Genomic DNA, 20358 nt, shown 5'->3' on the forward strand with positions numbered 1-20358 from the left:
ATGGCTCAGGCCCCCGTTCGCGACGTCCGCTACAAGCCCGTGATGACCGACGAGATGATCGAGGCCGCCGCGCGAGTGCTGCGCAGCGGCAAATACATCAGAAGTTTTCCGCTCGAGGATTCCGAGGGGAAGCGCTTTGAAGACGAGTTTTGCGCGTACATCGGCGCGCCCCACGCGGTGAACGTCTCGAGCGGCACCGCCGCGCTGCACATCGCACTGCTGGCCGCGGGTGTCGGCCCTGGCGACGAGGTCATTACGGTGCCGAACACGTTCTCCTCCGTCGCCGACGTGATCATCTTGTGCGGGGCCAAGCCCGTGCTCGTCGACGTCGAGTCGGATACCTACAACATGAACGTCGCGCTCGTCGAGCGGGCTGTCACATCGAAGACGAAGGCGATCCTGCCGGTGCACATGAACGGGCAGGCGGTCGACATGGAGCCGCTGATGGCGATCGCGCGGCGTCATGGGCTGAAAGTCGTCGAGGACGTCTGCCACGCGGCCGGCGCCAAGTACAAGGGCCAGTTCCTCGGGACCTTCGGAGAAGCCGGCGCGTTCTCGTTCGTCCAGAACAAGTGCATCTCGGTCGGCGGGGAAGGCGGCATGGTGGTCACCTCGGATCCTCAGATCTGGGAAGCCTGTATGATGCTGGCCAACCACGGCCGCGGCCGCCGGTGGTTCGACGGGCACAAGGCCTACCACATCTACCGGGCGCAGCAGATCGAGCTGGTCGGGTTCAACTACCGCCAGAATGAGCTGCTCTCGGCGATCGGCCGGATCCAGCTCCGCTATCTTGACGAATGGAACATACGCCGCCGGGAGAACGCGGCCCTCTACGGCACGCTGCTGGGCCGGTTCAAGCACGACCTCACGTTGCCCGTGACGCGGCCGTTCTCGGAGCACTCCATGCTGCGGTTCGTCGTGCAGACCCCGCGGCGCGACGAGCTGCGTGACTACCTCGAGCGCCGCGGCATCCACGTCATGGTCGAGTACGGCACGCCGATCCACCTCGACCACGCGTACCAGCCGTACTGCGGCGCGCCCGAGGGCACGTTCCCCGTGACGGAGCGGCTGGCGCAGACGATCCTCACGCTGCCGTGCTACCAGACGCTCGGCGCCGAGGAAATCAGCGACGTCACGTCGGCGGTCCAGCAGTTCTACGGTGGGTGAGGCCGCCGCGCCGGTCCGGTACCGGTGCCTGTGGACGCCGTTCGACGACGAGATGCGGGAGGCGACGCTGCGTCCCGCGGCCGGGCCAGTGTACTATGATGGGCCGGAAGTCGAGGCGTTCGAGCGCGAGGCGGCGGCGTACCTCGGGGTGGCCCGGGGGGTCGGCGTGTCCTCCGGCACCACGGCGCTGCACCTCGCGATGCTGGCGATGGGCATCGGTCCCGGCGATGAGGTGGTCTGTGCGGCGAACGCCTACCTGACCGCGCCCGAGTGCACCATCCACGTCGGCGCGACGCCGGTGTACTGCGACGTGCTCGACGAGACGGCCAATCTCGACGCGAGCACGGTCGAACCGGTGCTGACGCCGCGCACCAAAGTGATTGTCGCCATCCACAACTACGGCCACCCCGTCGACATGGATCCGCTCATGGGCCTGGCGCGTCGGCGGGGGCTGTTCGTCATCGAGGACATCGCCCATGCGTTCGGCGCACGGTACAAGGGGCGGCCGGTCGGGTCGATCGGGCACGCGAGTTTCACGAGCTTCGCACGGAAGGTCGTGACGGTGGCGGGACAGGGCGGGATGGCGTTCACCTCGGAACCCGAGTGGGCGCGCCGGATGGCGCTGCTGCGCCGTCACGGATGGGAGTCCGGCGCCGCCTATCGGGGCAGGCTGGTGCTCGTCGGGTTCAACCATACGCTGGGCGAATCGCTCGCCGCCGTGGGCCGCGTGTCGCTCTCGCGCGTCGACCGCGAGAACGCCGTGCGGCGTGCCAACGCTCTCCGGTATACCGAAGGCCTCGCCCGCCTCAACACCCGCGGCGTCGCGGTGCGCCTGCCTGTCGAGCTGCCGTACGCGGCGCACTCGTGGTTTCACTACGTCGTCCGCACCCCCCGCCGGGACGACCTCGTCGCATTTCTCTCGACGCGGGGGATCGAGGCGGGCATCCACTATCGGCATACGGTCTACCGGGAGCCGGCCTACGTGGCGCGCACCGGGGTGGATCCCGGCCCCCGGCCGGTGGCGGACCGGATCGTGTCGGAGATCATGACGCTGCCGTCGCACCCTGAGATGGGGGGCGGCATCGACTATGTCCTCGGACAGCTGGCCGAATTTCCATGGACTGCGACCTCGCGTACGGCTCGCTCATAAGACTCGGGCGCCTGCTGGACCAGCGGCAGGTCTCGCCCGTCGACATCGTCCGGGCGCTTCTTGAACGCATCAACCAGTACAATGGCCGGCTGGCGAGTTACATCACGGTCTGCGGCGACGCAGCCCTTGAGGAGGCGCGGGCCGCGGAGCAGGAGATCACGCGCGCCGGGCACCGCCGTGGCCGGCTGCACGGCCTGCCGATCGCGCACAAGGACGTCAGCCTGACGCGGGGGGTGCGGACCACCGCGCACTCGCGCTGCCTGCTCGACTCCGTACCGGACCGCGATGCGACCTACGTGCGCCGGCTCCGCGACGCCGGCATGATCCTGCTCGGCAAGACCAACACCACCGAGTTCGCGTGCGGCACGATGGACCTGTTCGGCGTGCACCGCAACCCGTGGGATCTGGGCCGCTACGCCGGCGGATCGAGCGGGGGATCGGCCAACGCGCTCGCGGCGGGCCTGGCGGTCGCGGCGACCGGCTCGGACACGGGCGGCTCCATTCGGGTCCCGGCGAGTTTTTGCGGGGTCGTCGGGCTCAAGCCGACGTACGGGCGCGTGAGCCGCAACGGGCTCCTGCCGCTCAGCTGGAGCATGGACCACGTCGGGCCGATGGCCCGCACCACCGCCGACTGCGCGCTGCTCCTCAACGGGATGGCGGGCCATGACCCGGCCGATCCGACCAGCGCCAGCGCACCCGTCCCCGACTTTGCCGACGGGTTGGACGCGGGGATCCGGGGCATGGTCCTCGGGATCCCCCGGCAGCACTTCTATGAGGGGCTGGATCCCGAGGTCGACGCGGCGCTGCGCGGCGCGCTGCGCGAGCTCGAGTCCCTCGGCGCGCGGCTTGAGCCGGTCGATCTCCCGCTCGCCGCGCACATCGTCGCGCCGGGCGGGATCCTCATCATGGCGGAGGCCTTCGGTCTGCACGCGGCGCGCCTGCGCGAGCGGGGGCGCGAGTACGGGACGCGCACCCGCCGGCGGATTGCGTCCGGCGCCTGCTATACGAGCGGCGAGTACGAGGAGGCGGTCCGTGTCCGCGTGGCGTGGACCCACCAGGTCGGCGCGGCGCTCGGGCGCGTGGACGCCATCGTGACGCCCACGCTGCCGCAGCCCGCGTTTCCGGTCGAGACGCAGTTGGGCGAGCCCCCGGACACCAGCTGGGGGACGCGGCACTTCAACATGTCGGGCCATCCGGCGCTCACGGTGCCGTGCGGCTTCACCTCGGCGGGGCTGCCGGTCGGCATGCAGCTGGCGGGGCGGTATTTCGACGAAGCGTCGCTGTTCCGCATCGCGCACGCATACGAACAGGCGACGCCCTGGCACACGCGCCGTCCCGCGCTGGCGGCGGCCGCGGCGTGACGCGCGACGGGCAGGGCCGCGCAGACCAGATTCGCGCCGAGCTAGCGCGCCAGGGGATCGCGGCGGACGAAGACGACCTCGCCGTCATCGTGAAGATCGTCGCCGCGAATCGGGCGGGCCTCGAGCGCGCGCGGGCGGCCGTCCGCGGCGACCCCGAGGTTCCACACGGCTTCGTGCCACCGGCGCCGCCGGGCGACGCGGCGCCGCATGCCGGACGCTGAGCGGGGTGCGATGATGTCGACCGACGTGCGCTCCAGGATGGAGATCCCGTACAAGTTTCCCTATCCTGTGACCGACGAGATGCTGCGCGCCGTCCACGACGTGATGCGGCGGCGCATCCACTACTTCGGCCCGTACACAGACGCGCTCGAGGCAAAACTCGCGGCCCTGAGCGGCACGACCCGGGCCGTCGCCTGCACGTCAGGCAGCAGCGCGATCCTGATCGGGCTCCACGCGTGCGGCGTGCGCGCCGGCGACGAGGTCGTCATGCCGGCCAACATCTACGGCGGCGTGCCCGAGGCGGTGCTGCAGCTCGGCGCGGTGCCGGTCCTGGTCGACATCGAGCCCGAGACCGACAACATCGACGTGGATCAGGTGGAGGCGGCGCTTACGCCGCGCACGCGGGCGATCGCGGTCCAGCACTGCTACGGCCACGCGGCCGACATGGATCCCCTGCGCGACCTCGCCAAACGCCGGGGCGTGCGGGTTCTCGAGGACGCGGCGCACACGCTGGGCGGCCGCTACAAGGATCGGCCGACCGGCGGCCTGGGAGACGTCGGCGTCTTCGCGTTCAGCAACAAAGGGATTTCCGCCACCGGGGTGGGCGGTGCGGCGACCGCCGGGGATCCCGGCCTGGCGCAGGACCTCGTCGACCGCCGGTACCACGGCCGGCGGGGCGGCTACGAGACATTCGTGCTCGGCTACAACTTTCGCCTGACTGAGATGGTGGCCGCGGTCGCGTCCTGCCAGCTCGATCAGCTGCAGGCCTGGAACGCGCAGCGGCGGCGTAACGCCGCCGACTACACCCGCCGGCTTCGCGACAGTGGTCTGCCGCTCGGTCTGCCGGTGGAGCGGCCGTACGCCGGGCATACGTGGCTGCACTACGTCGTCCGGCTCAAGGCGCGCGACGCGCTCATGGACCACCTGCAGCAGCGCGGCGTTACGACGGCGGTCCATTACCCCGTGGCGGTGCACCGCCACGCGGGGTTCGCCGGGCGGCTGTCCTACCGTGAAGGCCAGTTTCCCCGCAGCGAAGCGGCGTGCCGGGAGATCCTGTCGCTCCCGTGCCACCCCGCGGTGGGGGAGGCTGAGGTCGAGTATGTGACGGCCGCCGTCGCCGAGTTCTTCGCTGGCCGCGGCTGATCCGGGGAGGGAGGGGCACATGGAGATTCCGTACCGCGCGCCGATCGTCACCGATGAGATGCGCCGCAAGGCGCTCGAGGTGCTGGAAAGCGGCAAGACGTTCGGCGGGCAGGAAACCGAGCGCTTCGAGGTCGAGCTTGCGCAGCGCTGCGGCTGCCGCTACGGCGTGAGCGCGAACTCCGGTACGTCGGTGACGATGCTCACGCTGGACGCGCGCGGCATCGGCCGGGGCGACGAGGTGATCATGGCCGCGAACGCGTACATCGGCGTCCTCGCGGCGGTCGTGAAGCTCGGCGCCACGCCGGTACTGGTCGAGGCCGATCCCGACACCGGCAACATCGCGCCCGCGGCCGCGGCCACGGCGATCACCTCGAAGACCCGCGCGATCGTGCCGATCCACATGTACGGCTTTCCATGCGAGATGGACCCGATCGTCGCCGCGGCGCGGGCGCGCGGGGTGTTCGTCCTGGAGGACGCGGCCCACGCGCTCGGCGCGGAGTACAAGGGCCGACCGGCCGGCGGCCTCGGCGACGCCGGGTTCTTCAGCTTCTCCGGCAAGATGATCACCGTATTCAGCACGGGCGGCGCCGTCGTTACAAACGATCGCGCGCTGGCGGAGGGCATCTCGAGCCTGCGCGACCAGGGCCGGCTGCGGGACGAGAAGATCAGCTTCATCCGCCGCACCGACGCGGCGTGGTACGACCAGCGGTGGATCGGGTACAACATGCACCTGTCCGAGATGGCGTGCGCACTCGGCCGGCTCCAGCTCCGGCTGCTCGACGATTTCACGGCGAAACGGCGCAAGGGCGCCGCCTACTACACCGCGCGCTTCCGGGACGCGGGGCTGCCGTTCCGTCTGCCGCCCGAGCGCCCGTGGGCGAACCCCTCGTATCTGCACTACGTGGTCTGGACATCGCGGCGCGATGCGCTGGCCGAGTTCCTTCGCCGGCGCGAGGTCGCGGCGAGCATCCACTATCCGACGCCGCTGCACCTGCTAGAGCCGATGAAGGCTCGATACGGCACCCGCGAGGGCCAGTTCCCGATCGCGGAGCGGCTGTGCCGCGAAAATCTGTCGCTGCCCGTGGGGCCCCATATGACCGACGACATGCTGACGCGCGTGGCCGACTCGGTCATCGCGTTTTTCAAGGAGGGCCGGGCTGCCGCGTAGCGGCGCTGGCTTCCTTCCTCCAGAATCGATCGCGGCCGTCCCGCGGGGGACGGCCGCGTCGTTCGCGGGGCAGAATGTCGCTCGGGCGATCCCGAGGTCGCGGTCGTTCCATTCCTACGGGAAGACCCGGCCACACCAGGGCGTGAGCCGCTGAAACGCCTCGGCGAACTTGATGGCGGGGTCCCCCGCGACGTACGCTGCCTGGGTGCCGCGCTGCTGGGACCGCGTGCGGTAGCGCTCGACGTGGTAGGGCTGCGCGCGAAATTCTGCCGTCGCGCGCATCTTCGCGTCCATGGTATCCGTGATGTCGATGAAGTAATCGGGCACAAAGCCCGCCATCTCGGTCAGGGGCTGCGTCGGCTCGCAGGCGAAGATCTGCGTCGGCGTGAGCGCCGGCAGGTCTGGCTCGACGCCGGCCAGGCCCGTGTAGTACGCGGCTTCCATGGTCGCCTGGTACGTCGTCGTGTGGTCGGGGTTGTACGGCTCCTTAGCCGGGTGCGTGATGATGATCCGCGGCCGGAACGTCCGGATCTCGCGCACGAGCCGCATGAGCCGCTCGAAATCGAAAGTCAGCGGCTGGTCGCGGTAGTCGTAGAAGACGATCTCGACGCCCAGGATCTCCGCCGCGGCCCGGGCCTCGGCGCGCCGCACCTCGGCCACCTCCTCCTCGGTCGTCTTGCCGCCGCGCGCCTTCCAGAACTCGTTCGACTCCCCGCGCGCCCCCGGGCTCATGACGGCGACGCGGACGTGGGCCCCGGACGCGGCGTACCGGGCCAGCGTGCCGCCCGCGCGGACGCAGAAGTCTGCGGCGTGGGCGCTGATGCACAACACACGATCATTCACCATGATGGATCCCTCCTCGGAGTGCGTGGGCGGTCAGCGGGCCGGCCGCTCGAGCACCTGCCGGTTGACCAGAAACGCGGGCGGTCGGCCTTCGAGCGCCTCGACCACCTGCTGGGCGGCGTCGCGCTGGCCCTGCCTAGTTGATTCTTCGGAGTAGAAGCCGATGTGCCCAGACACCGTCACGTGGGGGAGCGAGAGCAGCGGGTGGTCGGTCCGCAGCGGCTCCTCGGCGAACACGTCGAGCCCCGCGCCGGCGAGCCGCCCCTCGCGCAGCGCGTCGACGAGGGCCGGCTCGTCGACCACCCCGCCGCGCGAGGTGTTCACCACCACCGCACCGGGCTTCATCGTCGCGATCGCCTCGCGCGACACAATCTGGCGCGTTTCCGCCGTGAGCGGCAGGTGAATCGAGAGGATGTCCGCCTCGGACACGCAGGTCTTGAAATCCACGGACCGCACGTGTTCGGAATTGAAGACGGCGCCTCCCACGTACGGGTCGTACGCGATGACGTCCAGGCCGAGCGCGCGGCCCTTGCGTCCGGTGGCCCGAGCGATGTTGCCGAACCCGAGCAGGCCGAGCGTCAGTCCGGCGATGCGTCGAACCGGGACGATCGGTTTGATGTGCCATTGGCCGTTCCGCACCGCCCGGTCGGCCGCGACGATCTTGCGCGTGACGGCAAGCATGAGGCCGATCGCGTGCGAGGACACCTCGTCGACCGCGTAGAGCGGCCCGTTGGTCACCCAGATGCCCCGCGCGGTGGCCGCCGCGACATCGACGCGGTCGACGCCCGTCCCGTAGTGCGCGATGATCCGGCAGCGGGTCAGCCGGGCGATCTTCGCCGAGTCCAGCAGCCCCCGGGAGTGCAGCACCGCGTCAACCAGCGGGGCCGCGCGGTCGAAAGCATTCGGGTCATCCATGTCCACGGCCTCGAGGCGAATGCCCCTGGGCTCCAGGATGCTGCGCTCGACCGCGATATCATAGGCCGGTTGGCGTTTCGATTCCGTGCGAATGCAATACCAGGACCGGTCGGTCATCCGCTCACCTTCCTCGAAGAAACTGGCCTCGTGCGGCGCGATGGTGCAGCGGTGCGATACGGCGGCGGCGCGGCGCTGCGCGGAACGGTGTTTCAATACGTGCGCAGGAATTCTCTGCGGGCCGCCTGAACCCTTTGACACGCGCGAGTGCATTCGCGAACGATCTGTCGCGAGGGAGGGCCTCATGGCTAGCCGCATTGTCGCGTTTCGCCCGGTCGTCGACCAGGAGATGAAGGAGGCGGCCTGCCGGGTCCTTGATTCCGGGCACTACATACGCACCTCCCCGACCGAGACGTCGGAGGGCAAAACGCTCGAGGAGGAGTTCGGCGGGTTCCTCGCCGGCCCGGACGGCCGCAGGCCGTACGTGGCCAACCTGGCGAACGGAACCGCGGCCATGCATCTCGCGTGGTTGGCCTACGGCGTCGGCCCGGACGACGAGGTCATCATTCCCGCCAATACGTTCGTCAGCGTGGCGCACTGCGTGTCGCTGGTCGGGGCGAAACCGGTCCCCGTGGACGTCGAGCCTGATACCTACAACATGGATCCCGCGTCCGCCGCAGCGGCCGTCACGCCTCGGACGCGCGCCATCATGCCGGTCCACACCGCCGGCCATCCCGCCGATCTCGACCCGATCCTCGACCTGGCCCGCCGGCACACGCTTCTGGTCATTGAGGACGCGTGCCAGGCCATCGGCGCCCTCTACAACGGGCGCGCCGTGGGGACGCTGGGGCAGATGGGCTGCTACAGCTTCGTCCAGAACAAGGCCATGACGTGCGGCGGCGAGGGCGGGGCGGTGGGGTCGTTCGACGAGATGCGGGTGCGCCAGGTGTTCAACCTCGCCAACCACGCGCGCGGCGATCAGTTTCACCGCGCCCACGGCGACGATTCCCTGCCGACCACGCACGACGAGATCGGGTTCAACTACCGGCAGTCTGAGATTCTGTCCGCCGTGGCGCGCGTGCAGCTGCGCCGGCTGCCGGCGTGGATCGAGCAGCGCCGGCGCTGGGCCGGCCTCTACCGCGAGCTCATCACGGCGCGCGACCTGCCAGTCGACCTGCCCGCGGAGCGGCCCTATGCCTACCATTCGTACGTCCGCTTCGAGATCCGGGTGCGCGAGCGTGAGCGTCCGGCGCTCCGGCGCTACCTCACCGAGCGCGGGGTGCGCACGCAGATCCATTATCCGACGCCCATCCATCTCGACGTCCCGTACCGTGACCAGCTTGGCATCCGGCCCGGCGCGCTGCCGGTGAGCGAGCGCCTCGCGCGCGAGATTATGACGCTGCCGCTGTATCCGCAGATGACGGAGGACGACGTGGTCTACGTCATCGAGCAGCTGCAGGGATTCTTCGCGCAACGCAAGACGGCGACGGCGTAGACTACCGCGGCGGCGGCGCAGGCGGGCCCGGCGCGTTCTGCCGGTCACCGGCGCCGTCGGCGCGACGGACGGGCTACTGCCACTCTGCATGAAATAGGTCTCTGATCTCCTCGCGGCTGAGGCCGGCGCTTAGGAGCGCGACGAGCTTCACGCGGGCCTTGAGGCCCGAGGTACCGGCGAAGATCATGCCGAGCGACAACAGGTGCGATTCGCCGCCCTCGTGCCGGTAGGTGTTGCGCTGAAGGCGGCCGGTGGGGTAGGGATTCGCGACGACAACGGTGACTCCGCGGGCCATCGCGCCCTTCAACAACTCGACGTACGATGCGTTCAGCCGTCCGAACTCGACCACGAGGCCGTCTGCGCCCCCCTCGATCGCGGCCCGGAGGAGCGTGTCGCTTGGGTCGGCCGCGAACGGCACGCGTTCGACCCGGGCGCCGATCGTCGCCGGGAGCACGGCCCGCAGCCGCCGGAACGGCCGCCGCGCGAAGAAGACGTAGTCCTCGTCCACCGCGCCCAGCGGCCCGAACTCGGGCGACTGGAACGCCGCGGGATTCGCGGGGTTGGTTTTGGTCACGTCCCGCGCGCAGTGGATTGTGCCGTTCATCACCACCAGCACCCCGAGCCCGCGGGCGCGCTCGCAGGCGGCGACCTGAATCGCATGCAACAGGTTGGCCGGGCCGTCGTCGCTCGGCTGCGTGGGATTTCGGAGTGCGCCGGTCACCACAACGGGCCGTTCGTGCCCCAGCGTCACGTCAAGAAAGTGGGCCGTCTGCTCCAGCGTGCCGGTGCCGTGGGTAATCACGACGCCGGCGAGGTAGGGGTCGGCGAGCGCGTCCGTCACCCGGCGCGCGAGGTCCAGCATCTCCGGGAAGCCGATGGCGTTGCTCGGTACCTCCAGCCAGCCGTCGACCTCGCACTCGACGTAGTCGCGTACCATGGGAATGCGGTCGAGCAGTTCGCCGGGGCCGAGGCCGGGGGCCACCGTGCCGGACGGCTGCTGCTTGCCGGCGATCGTCCCGCCGGTCGTAATCACGCGTACGCGCGGCTTGGACGCGACACTCACACCTGATATCCGAGGCGGCCGGACAGTTCATAGGCCGCGTCCTGCAGCAGGCGGGCGTGTTGTTCCGTGTCCTCCTCGCGTAGTTGAAAGATGGACCCCGACAGGCTGAGCGCCGCCTCGACGCCGCCCAATGGCCCGCGTACCGGCACGCCGACGCAGCAGATGCCGGCGAGGAACTCCTCCCGGTCGACCGCGTAGCCGCGCTGCCTGATCCGGCGCAGTTCTTCGGCGAGGACCGCAGGATCGATGATCGTGTGCGGCGTGCAGGCGACGAGGCTACCGCTGCGCACGATCGGCGCCGCCTCGTCGGGCGGCAAAAACGCCAGGATCGCCTTGCCGAGCGCGGTCGCGTGCGCGGGCGCCCGCCGCCCGATGGGCGTGTACATCCGCGCGCTCTTCGGGCCGTCGATCCTGGCGATGTACATCATGTGCTGCCGGTGCAGGATGCCGAGATTGGCGTTGTAGCTGGTGGCCGAAACCAGGCGCTCGAGGATCGAGATCGCCTGCTTGCGGATCTCGAGCTGGTTGAGGGCGGCCCCGGCGAGATTGATGCCCTGCAGTCCGAGGTGGTACTTTTCCGTTCGCGGATCCTGCGTGACGTAGCCCTCGGCTGCGAGCGTCGACAGGATCCGGTACACCGTGCTTTGGCTCGTTTTGAGGCGCTTGCTCAACTCGATGACGCCCAGCTGTCGCCCGTCCTCAGCAAGCAGGTTCAGAATGTCGATAGACCGTTTGACAGTCTTAACGGAATCGGATTTCGGCATTGGCATCTCCTACCGCTAAGCGGTTCCCTCTCAGAAATGAAATTCCCTTCCGAATAGAGCGTATTCTTAGGGCGGTATCGGGAGGATAGTTAGTCCTGCCCACCAAATAGGGAACAGCAATTGCCTTGGCTTGCACCGCAGCCCGGAGGGAGGACCGGACCGACCTATGATTACTACGGATCGCTCCGGAAGGCCGGCGCCGCATCTTCCGACCCTGGAACTCTTTTCCCTTGCCGGCCGTGTGGCGATTGTGACCGGAGGCAACCGCAATCTCGGGCTGGGGCTGAGCCGCGGGCTCGCGGGCGCGGGAGCCCATGTGCTTATCGCCAACCGTGATGCGGACAGCGGCGACGCGGCGGCGGCCGCGATGCGCAACGAGGGATGGAGCGCGGCGGCGTGCACGGCCGATGTGAGCGACCCCGCGGCCTGCGAGCGGATGGCGGCCTTCGCGGCCGATCGATGGGGGCGGATCGACGTCCTGGTCAATAACGGCGCGGTGCGGGTCGACAAGACGGCGGCGGAGCACACCGCGGCGGATTTCGACTGGATCATGGGCGTGAACGTCCGCGGCGTCTTGCACGCCTGCCAGGCGGTCTACCCTTTTATGCGCCGTCAGCACAAGGGCCGGATCATCAACATCGCCTCGATCTCGGCGCGCAAAGGGGTGGTCCGGCGGACCTCGTATAGTGCGTCGAAGGGCGCCGTCGTGGCGCTCACGCGCGGGCTTGCGGTCGAATGGGCGGCCGACGGCATCACGGTCAACGCGATTTCGCCCGGTTCGATCGCGTCGCCTGAGCGCCCTGCCGACCGGATGTCGGCCCGATACAAGATGACGATCGATCTGATACCGATCGGCCGGGTGTCGCAGCCGGAGGACATGGTGGGCTTGTGCGTGTTTCTGGCATCCGACGCGTCCGCGTACCTCACCGGCCAGGACATCCTGATCGATGGTGGATGGTCGCTGCTCATGCGTCCAATGTCAATGCCCTAGACGTCCGCACGAGTACTCAACGACACGCTACGCAGGGGGTGGACGATGCTCTTGAACGAACGCTCGGGACTCCGAATGACCCGGCGGCAGGTGCTCCGCACCGGCGCGGCCGCATCACTGGCGGCGCTCGGGGGCGGTGCGCTGTCTGTCGCGGACACGCGCCTGGCGGCCGCGGCGCCCACGCAGGGCAAGACCCTCAGCGTCGCGATGCTGCTCAACATCAACACGCTCGATCCGGGCCGCACGCTCGAGAACGCGACCAACAACATCGACCACGTCTGCTACGACGCGCTGGTCACGTTCGCGGGCGAGGATCTGAAGACGATCCGGCCGTCGCTCGCCACCCAGTGGACGATGTCGCCGGACGGGCTCACGTACACGTTCACGCTGCGGCCGAACGTCAAATTCGTCGGCGGCAACCCGATGACGGCGGCCGACTTCAAATGGTCGTTTGAGCGGCTGATCAACATCAAGGGGAACGGCGCCTGGCTCCTTGACGGCGTGTCGAGCGTCGACGCGCCGAATCCCACGACTTTCGTCATCAAGCTGGCCCACCCGAAACCGGCGCAGCTCGCGATTTTGACGACGCCGTCGCTGAGCCCGGTCGACTCCAAGGTCGTGATGGCGCAAGGCGGGGCCGCGGGCCCGGACGCCAAGGATACGGACAAGGCGGAAACCTACCTCAACGCACACTCGGCCGGGACGGGGGCGTTTGCCCTGGACTCGTACGTCCCGAACCAGGAGATCGCGATGGTGAAGAACCCCAACTATTGGCGGGGGCCGTCGTCGCTTGACCGGGTCGTCGTCAGGAACATCATCGAACCGAGCGCGCAGGCGCTCATGGTGCAAAAGGGCGACATCGACATCGCGGTCAACATTCAGGCCGACCAGGCGCGTCAGCTCCGGCACGTCAGTGGCGTCGTCGTGAAGTCGAGCCCCGAGCTCAACGTCGTAAACATCATCATCAACGCCAACCCGCAGATCAGCGGGCCGTTCGCCAACCCGAAGGTGCGCGAAGCGATCCGGTACGCGATCGACTACCAGGGCGTGATGGCGCTGACCGCGCCGGGCTCCCGGAGGTCGGCCGGCATCATCCCCCCGAGCTTCCCCGGCGCGCGGCCGGTGAGCGAGGCGATCAAGACCGATAAGCAGCGCGCTCGGGCCCTCCTGCAGCAGGCGAACCTCACGAACCTCGAGGGCACGTTCTTCTACTCGAGCACGTACGCGGGGTTCGGCCTCGACCTCGGGATCCTGGCTCAGAAGATTCAGCGGGACCTGGCCGCCATCGGGATCAAGCTCAATATCGCCGACGAGCCGTACGCCACCGAGGTCACGCAGTACCGGCAGGGCAAGCTGTCTATGGGCATCGGCGGCTGGCTCGCCGATTACATGGACCGCAGCGACTATCTCGTCTTCCTCCCCGGGCGGACCGTCGGTCATCGGCTTCAGTGGGAAACGGATTCGAGCCCGGAGGCCCAGGCGATCACGAAACTTGGACAGCAGGCGGAGACTGAAACCGATGCCGCAAAGGCAGACGCGCTGTACCAGCAGGTCGACCGGCGGCTCTCGACGGATGGACCCTACATCCCGCTGTATCAGCCGGCCGTGTCAATCGCGTACCGGTCCAACCTCAAGGGAGTGACGTACACGACCGGCTGGTATATTGACTACTCGACGATCACGAAGAGCTGATCGCGTCACGGGCGCGGCGAGCCGCAGGGGACCGGACGGCGGGCGGGGAGTGCGCCCGCATCGATCGCCGCGGGTCAGCCCCGCCACGCGTGCGGGCGCGGCGCAGGGGGGGCTGCGCCGTGCGGGAAGACCGTGACCGGGGAACCGCCGGGACGTCGCGCAGTGGGCCGGCGCGTCGCATCTGCGCCGTCAGCAGTATCTGAAGGGCGCCGAGTGCGCAGCCGCTGTGCTCTTCCGGCCGGCCGGCGCGTTGGAGGGAGAGTGGGGCGATGAGCCTTTCGAGCGGAGAAACGATCGCGCCGCGCGTGTCCAAGCGGGCGGCCAAGCAGGGCGCCGGGGACCGCGAGCGGCTGCTCGCGCTGGCGGAGGACCGCCGGGGCCTGGTGTCGCTCGGGCGCGGGGATCCAGACCTGCCGACGCCGCCCCACATCATCGGGGCTGCGAAGCGCGCCCTCGACGGCGGTGCGACCCACTACACACACTGGCAGGGCCGACCGGACCTCCGCGAAGCGATCGCCGAGAAGTGCCGGTGCGAGTACCGCGTCGACGTCAGCGCGGGCCAGGTGATCGTCACGGCGGGCGCGCAGGAAGCGATGTGGGCGACGTTGCTGCAGCCGGCCCCGGTCATACAGGAGGCGGCCTCGCGGATCGCGGCGGCGCTGTCCCGGGAGTAGGACATCGCACAGAGGAGATCGCGGACCGACAGCACGGCGCCTGCAAGACTTCGCCGTCAAAATTGGGGCCAACTGCGGTTTCGTCGCCACGACCTCGATATGTGCCTGGACGCGCACCTGACCAGTTAGGCGCAGACCCGCCGGCAGGCCGAAGGAAAAATATTTGCGCGGCGCCGCACTGCGGCGGCACGGATGCGATAAGACGAGAGGAGAGGAGCAATGGCGCGGACGACGCTGCTGATTCCTGGCCCCACGCCGCTGCCACCTGAAGTGCGGCGCGCGATGAACCGTCAGATGATCAATCACCGCGGTCCGGTGTTCGGCGGGATGGTTCGGGAGCTGCTCGACGGCCTCCGGACGATTTTCCAGACCTCGAACGACATCATGCCCCTGAACTCAACCGGCACCGGCGGGCTCGAAGCATCGATCGTGAACTTCCTGTGTCAGGGCGATCGCGTGCTGTCAGTCAATAATGGCAGCTACGCCGAGCGTTGGGCCGCGATCGCCGAGCAATACGGCGTTCGGGTCGACCGGGTCAAAGCGGAATGGGGAGAGCCGACGCCGCTCGCCGCCGTGGCCGGCCGGCTCCGGGCGGATGTTGGACAAGAGTACCGCGCAGTGCTCATCACGCAGAGCGAAACCAGTACCGGCGTGCTGAACGATGTCCGCGGCGTCCGCGAGGCGCTCGGCGACCATCCGGCGCTGCTGATGGTGGACGGAGTCAGCTCGATCGGCGCGGTGCCGATTGAGACCGATGGCTGGGGTGTAGACGTCGCCGTAACAGCCTCACAGAAGGCGCTCATGAGCCCACCGGGCCTGGCGTTCGTGAGTGTGAGCGACCGGGCATGGGAGGCGGCCGAGCGGTCCACCTTGCCGAAGTTCTACTTCGACCTCCGGAAGGGCCGGTCACAGATCCAGGGCGCCCTGCCGGGCACACCGTTTACGACCAACGTGAGTATCGTATTCGCCGCTCATGCCGCGGTCCGCCTGATTCTCCGCGAGGGATTACCGTCGGTGTTCGAGCGGCACCGACGACTCGCGCGGGCGGCCCGCGCGGCAGTGCGGGGCATGGGCCTCAGGACGCTCGCCGAGGACGCCTACGCTGTGGATACGGTCACGCCCGTCCTGATGCCGCACGGCGTGCAGGGACGGATGGTCGCGGCACGGGCCCGCGACGCGTACGACGTGGTGCTGGGCGGCGGCGTTGGCCCCCAAGCGCGTGAGGTCGTCCGTATCGGCCACCTCGGTTACACGAAACCATCATGGCTGCTCGCTGGCTTGGAGGCGCTCGGCCGGTCCATTGGTGATCTTGGACACCCGGTCGACACCGCGGCGGGGCTCGCCGCGGCCCGACAAGAACTCGAGACAGATGCAGTCCGTCCCACGGGTCCAGGTCGGGTGGATTGACGAGTTCGTGTTCCCGGAGGGGTTCGGCGCTGCGGTCAAACTCTGCACTTGGACGGCGCGCTGTCGGATGCACGCCGTGCAGTCCGGTGGCTGAGAACACGCGAGGAACGGGCGTGACGCGTCGGGCGCCGTGCCCAACCAACTGCTGCAAAGAAAGCAAGACGTCTGTGAAAAGTATCCATCTTCGTACGGGACTACACTGGTTCGGCGCTGCGGCACGCCTGGCAGGCAGAATGCCCGCTGGTCGCGACCCAGCGCCGTCTCCGTCCCGACCGGCATCGTCGTGCCAGGAATCCACGGGCCGTAGCCAGCCTGATGCCCGAAATATCGTCACACCGTCACGCTCGGATCGACAGCTCCCAATTGACCACCCTGCTGCAGTATTGGACTGAAGCTGACCGAGCTCGCGGCGGGGGCATATTTCTACCTCGGTGTGGCAAACGTCTCCCGGTGTGGTTGCGCACACGCTTTCTCGACGGCGTTTCCGAGGAGCAGGAGTCGGAAGCGTTTCTTGGGATCGGGCTGGTGTATCTTCGCGGGCGCGCGAAAGGAGGCATCTCGGGCGCTCTGCAAGCCGCGTGTTCAGGTCCTCTGGGACCGTGTGGCCAGCCATCTCTACGCCCGAGCATCCACCCACATTCTGCAAACGGATTGCAAACGGATTGCAAACGGACACCGCGAGAGAGGGCGAGAGCCCGGGAGACAGGCCGACACAGAAACCCTTGTAAATCCTGACGTCGCGACACACGATGGCATAGGGCGGAACGGGGCAAGAACGGGCCCAGCGAATTCACACGGATGAGGCCGCAGGTTCAAGACATGCACCGCCCACCAAGCGTTCCCGCCTCACCAAGACTACCGAACAAACCAGCAAGAATGTGCTGTTGGAACGGTTTCTCCTCGCGCAACAAATCGAAGAGGGCAAAGCCGCGTTGACGTTGCGGAACTATCGCGATTGGCTCCGTCCATTCGTTGAGTGGCTCGGAGAGAGGGACGCCGCGTCACTTGCGGCGGAGGACCTGCACGCCTACCTCGCCGGGGTGTTCCGTACCTTCGAGAACCCCTATACGCGCTTCTCACGAGTGAAGGCCATCAAGGTGCTCTATGGACGGATGCAGCGCAAGGGGATGATCGCCGAGAATCCTGCCCGCGAGATCGTGACGCCGCGCTTGCCCGAAGAGGTGCCCTATGTGCTCCAGGTGTCACAGGTGGATGCGCTCCGTCGGGCCTGTCGCGCCGACACGTTCACCGGCCTGCGGAATCGCGCGATGTTGGAAGTCGCGTTCGATTGCGGTCTGCGCAGCATCGAGATGCGGCGCTTACTCGCGAGCGACGTGGACTGGAAGGAGCGGACGTTGCGGGTCCAAGGGAAAGCGCGGCCCGGTCATCCGACGCCTATTCGACACGTTCCGTTTAGCGTGACCGTCACGCGGACGCTCCGCAAGTATCTCGACGCACGGTCACGACTTCCTGGTGATGTCCTTTTTGTTGATCGGCACGGATTGGCTCTCTCCCGTCGAAACTTCTGCCGGATCATCGAGCGCCTCAGAGCAAGAGTCGGGCTCCACACCGCACGGGGCTCATGGCATGACTTGCGCCATAGTTTCACGACGGAGATGTTGCGGAGTGGCTGTTCGGAAGAACACCTGCGCCGGATGCTCGGCCACAAAGATCGTCGGATGCTCCAGCGATACAGTCATCTCGTGACCGCCGACCTGCGACGGGCGCACGATCAACATTCTCCGGCGGATCGGGCGTTTCGGGACTGAGAGCGAAGTGGGGCCGCGTCGATTCAGGGCGTGGCCCCGGTGTCTATTGTGTGGCCGCTAGTTTCGCATCGAAGGGGTGTGTGTCACGCCGACTAGCAATCCTTCCGGTCCAAGAAGACGAGTCACGATTTGACCCCACGGCTCCTTTCTCTCCGCAACGAGTAGCCGATAACCTCTCGACGAGAGTTCAGTCGTGGCCTCTGTGATATCCTCAACGTCAAACTCGATCCATCCTTGAGGGACGGGAACTTCGCTCGGCCACACGTCGCTTCCGAAACACGACTGTGCCGCCTGCGACAACGGCCACAGGGCAAAACTCTTCACGCCGCCGAGCGCCTCAGTGTGAAGGTAGCCGTCAGCCTCCTCCTTAAACGGTATTCGGAACAGATCCACATATAGGCGTCGGCTTGTTTCTGCATCGCGGACAATCGGGCCAAACCCGGCAACAAACAGAATCCTCATTCCAGATTCCCCCCTTCATCTTAGATCGCTTCGTCATCTCAACATCCGTCCCCCATACCGACGTGTTCCCACTGTTCGGTATGCGGCTCCTGCCGAACAGTGGAGAAGCGGGACCGGCGTCGATTCAGGGCGCGGCCCTCATTTGTTTCAAGGGGAGTCCTCGTGGATTGAACGGAAGGAGTTCGGGACGTGCGATGGAAAGGTTCTGATCGCTAACTGAGATCCATCAAGAGGTGGCTTCGATGCAGAAGCCCGCAAGTTGTCGAAATACCGGGATACACCACGTCGGATTGCATTCGAAAAACCCCGCAGCCTTGGCCGAGTTCTACCGCGACATTCTAGACATGCAAATCGTGGGCGGAAGCGGGGCCGACCATGCGCTAGGAGCCAGCGCTTTTCTCTGTAGCCGTTCTGACGAAGAGTCGCACGAAATCGCCCTGTTTGCGAATCCCATTTTTGCGCATACTGCCTTCAAGGTCGCCTCGCTAGCGGAGTTGCGATCGCTCCACGCGCGAGTGGTGGAGAAGCAGATACCGATAAAGTTTGCGTTCAACCACGGTGTGTCGTTCGCGTTCTATTTCGAAGACCCGGATGGACACTTGATCGAGGTCTACTGGCCGACGGGCGCATTGAGATCGTACCGGCAGCCGTACGCCGAACCGCTCGACCTCACGCAGTCAGATAAGGTATTACTGCGGCAGATCGTACACGCATGAGTTGTCTCCGTTCGCCGGGGTAGACGGCCTGGAAGCGCAGGGTGCAACAACAGCCTGAGGGAGGTGCGAGAATGGCATACGGGATCGTACACTACTTTCCGGGCGGTACGAAGGAACAGTATGAGGCGGCACTCGCTGCGGTGCATCCCTCGCGGACCAGCCTCCCGAAAGGCCAGATCTTTCACGCGGCTGGCGCGTCGGCTGGTGGTTGGACGATCGTGGCGATCCACGACTCCAAAGAGAGTTGGGAGCAGTTCCGCGACAATATCCTAATGCCCCGAATGCGGCAGGGCATCAAAGGAAGTTTCACCACGCCACCACAGGAGACGGCCTTCGAAACCCACAATCTGCAGCGGTAAACAACCTGGCTCGTAAGGTGGCAGGGTGATGCGCAAGGCAAGCGGCGCATCGTACGGAGCACCGAAGGGTAAACGGTCGTATTCCGTAGCCGGGATAGGAAGACGGGGCCGCGTCGATTCAGGGCGCGGCCTCTTCCTATCCTACGCGGAGCCACGCGACGTTGCCCTGAGACCTGGGGTTAGGGGCGAGGCGCTGTGACCTGCCCCCCTGAAAGTGGTCCATTCAAAATGAGAGTACCCTCCGAGGCACGAAGTCCTAGCCCAAGGAGGGGGAGATGCGAAGCAGCCGGTTCACGACGGAGCAGATGGTTCAGATCCTGAAGGAGGCCGACGCCGGGACCGCCGTGCGGGAGTTGTGTCGACGGCACGGCCTCAGTGAGCAGACCTACTATCGGTGGCGCGCCAAGTATGGCGGGGTAGGGGTCAGCGAAGCCCGCCGGCTCAAACAGCTGGAGGACGAGAATCGACGCCTCCGGCACGCCGTCGCCGAGCTGACGCTCGATAATCAGGCGCTGCGCGGGGTGATCCTAAAAAAGCTCTAACGCCCGCCGCGCGACGCGAGGCCGCCCACTTCATGGTGGGGCACTACGGGCTCAGCGAGCGACGGGCGTGTCGGCTGATCGAGGTATGGCGGTCGACCTGTCGGCGGCAGCGCCAGCGAGCCGATGATGCGCCGACTCGGCGTCGGCTCCAGGGCCTCGCTGGGCAGTGGCCGCGGTTCGGGTACCGGCGACTCCATGTGTTGCTTCGCCGGGAGGGCCTGGTGATTAACCACAAGCGCGTGTACCGGCTGTACCGAGAGGAAGGCCTGGCGGTTCGCCGGCGGCGCCGGAAACGCGCCGCCAGCCTACGGGCGCCCCTGACGCGCCCGACGCGCGCGAACGAGCGGTGGTCAATGGACTTCCTGACGGATGCTCTGGGCGCCGGGCGCAGTTTTCGGGTGCTGACGATTGTCGATGATCGGACGCGCGAGTGCTTGGCGTTGGAGGCGGACACCTCGGTA

21 protein-coding genes are annotated in these 20358 nt (G+C 67.4%); 16 read left to right on the top strand and 5 right to left on the bottom strand.

All coding sequences use genetic code 11. The annotated features are described in order from the left end of the window. From VKZ50_03905 to VKZ50_03930, 6 genes are read left to right on the top strand one after another with little or no spacing between them, the layout of a single operon-like run. Nucleotides 1–1167, top strand: coding sequence for a DegT/DnrJ/EryC1/StrS family aminotransferase (locus tag VKZ50_03905; protein HLJ58856.1), 1167 nt, complete (start codon nt 1–3; stop codon nt 1165–1167). After that, on the top strand, nt 1160–2317 hold the full coding sequence (locus VKZ50_03910; GenBank protein HLJ58857.1) for a DegT/DnrJ/EryC1/StrS family aminotransferase: 1158 nt from the start codon (nt 1160–1162) through the stop codon (nt 2315–2317). The genes VKZ50_03905 and VKZ50_03910 overlap by 8 nt, the downstream gene beginning before the upstream one ends. Then, nucleotides 2284–3678: an amidase gene (locus tag VKZ50_03915; protein HLJ58858.1), complete on the top strand. Its 1395-nt coding sequence runs from the start codon at nt 2284–2286 to the stop codon at nt 3676–3678. The genes VKZ50_03910 and VKZ50_03915 overlap by 34 nt, the downstream gene beginning before the upstream one ends. Continuing rightward, on the top strand, nt 3675–3899 hold the full coding sequence (locus VKZ50_03920; protein ID HLJ58859.1) for a hypothetical protein: 225 nt from the start codon (nt 3675–3677) through the stop codon (nt 3897–3899). The genes VKZ50_03915 and VKZ50_03920 overlap by 4 nt, the downstream gene beginning before the upstream one ends. Next, a complete protein-coding gene (locus VKZ50_03925; protein HLJ58860.1) occupies nt 3886–5040 on the top strand; it encodes a DegT/DnrJ/EryC1/StrS family aminotransferase in 1155 nt (384 codons plus the stop codon). The genes VKZ50_03920 and VKZ50_03925 overlap by 14 nt, the downstream gene beginning before the upstream one ends. 19 nt (nt 5041–5059) lie before the next feature. Next, complete coding sequence (locus VKZ50_03930) at nt 5060–6208, top strand: DegT/DnrJ/EryC1/StrS family aminotransferase (GenBank protein HLJ58861.1); 1149 nt, start codon at nt 5060–5062, stop codon at nt 6206–6208. Between the two features lie 114 nt (nt 6209–6322). On the opposite strand, the gene VKZ50_03935 is transcribed toward VKZ50_03930, so the two are convergent. Both VKZ50_03935 and VKZ50_03940 read right to left on the bottom strand, forming a co-directional pair. Beyond that, complete coding sequence (locus VKZ50_03935) at nt 6323–7054, bottom strand: PIG-L deacetylase family protein (GenBank protein ID HLJ58862.1); 732 nt, start codon at nt 7052–7054, stop codon at nt 6323–6325. Between the two features lie 30 nt (nt 7055–7084). Further along, entirely contained in the window at nt 7085–8083 is a 999-nt protein-coding gene (locus VKZ50_03940) for a C-terminal binding protein (GenBank protein ID HLJ58863.1), read from the bottom strand. Nucleotides 8084–8267: 184 nt separating this feature from the next. On the opposite strand from VKZ50_03940, the gene VKZ50_03945 reads away from it, so the two are divergent. Then, nucleotides 8268–9458 carry a DegT/DnrJ/EryC1/StrS family aminotransferase gene (locus VKZ50_03945; GenBank protein ID HLJ58864.1) on the top strand — a complete coding sequence of 397 codons (1191 nt, stop codon included), beginning with the start codon at nt 8268–8270 and terminating at the stop codon, nt 9456–9458. 73 nt (nt 9459–9531) lie between these two features. Here the strand turns inward: VKZ50_03945 and VKZ50_03950 are convergent, their stop codons facing one another. After that, the gene (locus VKZ50_03950; protein HLJ58865.1) at nt 9532–10521 is read right to left on the bottom strand and encodes an asparaginase; all 990 of its coding nucleotides are present in this window, start codon (nt 10519–10521) and stop codon (nt 9532–9534) included. Further along, nucleotides 10518–11285, bottom strand: coding sequence for an IclR family transcriptional regulator (locus VKZ50_03955; protein ID HLJ58866.1), 768 nt, complete (start codon nt 11283–11285; stop codon nt 10518–10520). The genes VKZ50_03950 and VKZ50_03955 overlap by 4 nt, the downstream gene beginning before the upstream one ends. Before the next feature lie 250 nt (nt 11286–11535). Between VKZ50_03955 and VKZ50_03960 the strand changes: the two genes are divergently transcribed. The 5 genes from VKZ50_03960 to VKZ50_03980 all read left to right on the top strand — a co-directional run bounded on the left by VKZ50_03960 (nt 11536) and on the right by VKZ50_03980 (nt 17818). Continuing rightward, nucleotides 11536–12276: an SDR family oxidoreductase gene (locus VKZ50_03960; GenBank protein HLJ58867.1), complete on the top strand. Its 741-nt coding sequence runs from the start codon at nt 11536–11538 to the stop codon at nt 12274–12276. Nucleotides 12277–12321: 45 nt separating this feature from the next. Beyond that, the gene (locus VKZ50_03965; protein HLJ58868.1) at nt 12322–13968 is read left to right on the top strand and encodes an ABC transporter substrate-binding protein; all 1647 of its coding nucleotides are present in this window, start codon (nt 12322–12324) and stop codon (nt 13966–13968) included. A gap of 269 nt (nt 13969–14237) precedes the next feature. Beyond that, nucleotides 14238–14642: an aminotransferase class I/II-fold pyridoxal phosphate-dependent enzyme gene (locus VKZ50_03970; protein ID HLJ58869.1), complete on the top strand. Its 405-nt coding sequence runs from the start codon at nt 14238–14240 to the stop codon at nt 14640–14642. A gap of 219 nt (nt 14643–14861) precedes the next feature. Then, nucleotides 14862–16049, top strand: a complete 1188-nt coding sequence (locus tag VKZ50_03975; protein ID HLJ58870.1) for an alanine--glyoxylate aminotransferase family protein — start codon at nt 14862–14864, stop codon at nt 16047–16049. Nucleotides 16050–16933: 884 nt separating this feature from the next. Then, a complete protein-coding gene (locus tag VKZ50_03980; GenBank protein ID HLJ58871.1) occupies nt 16934–17818 on the top strand; it encodes a tyrosine-type recombinase/integrase in 885 nt (294 codons plus the stop codon). Between the two features lie 57 nt (nt 17819–17875). Here VKZ50_03980 and VKZ50_03985 read toward each other — a convergent pair whose 3' ends face one another. Then, nucleotides 17876–18280 (bottom strand): VOC family protein, encoded by a 405-nt coding sequence (locus tag VKZ50_03985; protein HLJ58872.1) that lies wholly within the window; start codon nt 18278–18280, stop codon nt 17876–17878. 242 nt (nt 18281–18522) lie between these two features. Here VKZ50_03985 and VKZ50_03990 point away from each other — a divergent pair, with 242 nt between their 5' ends. The 4 genes from VKZ50_03990 to VKZ50_04005 all read left to right on the top strand — a co-directional run. Continuing rightward, complete coding sequence (locus VKZ50_03990) at nt 18523–18996, top strand: VOC family protein (GenBank protein HLJ58873.1); 474 nt, start codon at nt 18523–18525, stop codon at nt 18994–18996. A 71-nt stretch (nt 18997–19067) separates the two neighbouring features. Then, a complete protein-coding gene (locus tag VKZ50_03995; protein ID HLJ58874.1) occupies nt 19068–19355 on the top strand; it encodes a hypothetical protein in 288 nt (95 codons plus the stop codon). 275 nt (nt 19356–19630) lie between these two features. Next, complete coding sequence (locus VKZ50_04000) at nt 19631–19897, top strand: transposase (GenBank protein ID HLJ58875.1); 267 nt, start codon at nt 19631–19633, stop codon at nt 19895–19897. Nucleotides 19898–19929: 32 nt separating this feature from the next. Then, on the top strand, nt 19930–20358 hold a 429-nt coding region (locus VKZ50_04005), incomplete at its 3' end, for an IS3 family transposase (GenBank protein ID HLJ58876.1).

The organism is bacterium (assembly GCA_035295165.1).
In the GTDB taxonomy this organism is placed as follows: domain Bacteria; phylum Sysuimicrobiota; class Sysuimicrobiia; order Sysuimicrobiales; family Segetimicrobiaceae; genus JAJPIA01.